Annotated in this window: 1 protein-coding gene; it reads right to left on the reverse strand. The window is 47.4% G+C overall.

Going from position 1 to position 333, the window contains the following annotated elements:
* A partial coding sequence (locus CPT76_RS36330) for a Crp/Fnr family transcriptional regulator (RefSeq protein WP_181153275.1) occupies positions 1 to 258 on the reverse strand: 258 nt, incomplete at its 3' end.
* Between the last annotated feature and the right edge of the window lie 75 nt (positions 259 to 333).

Below are 333 nucleotides of genomic sequence, written 5' to 3' on the forward strand. Positions count from 1 at the left end.
AGGATTATTTTCTTCAAGCATAGTGACAGCAAGTTGAACAGACAGGCGAGATGTCTTAACGACGCCATCCTTAGCAAGCTCACTCATCACGCCACTGACCGCTTCGCGGCTAGCACCAAGCATATTGGCAATCTCTTGATGTGAAAGAGGTAGATCAATCTGGGCATATCCATCTTGAATGACGCCGAATTTGGCGCTCAATGTGGAAAGGAGATGAAGGACGCGTTTTCTAAGACCATGAAGCGCAAGCTGTTCCAATTGATCCTCCCGCTCTTTTAACCGGTCACTGAGTGCTTTAAGAAATTTGAGCGCGAGCTGAGGCCGATTGATCAT

The sequence above is a fragment of the Paenibacillus sp. AR247 genome, assembly GCF_002968895.1.
GTDB classification, from domain to species: Bacteria; Bacillota; Bacilli; order Paenibacillales; family Paenibacillaceae; genus Paenibacillus_AQ; species Paenibacillus_AQ favisporus.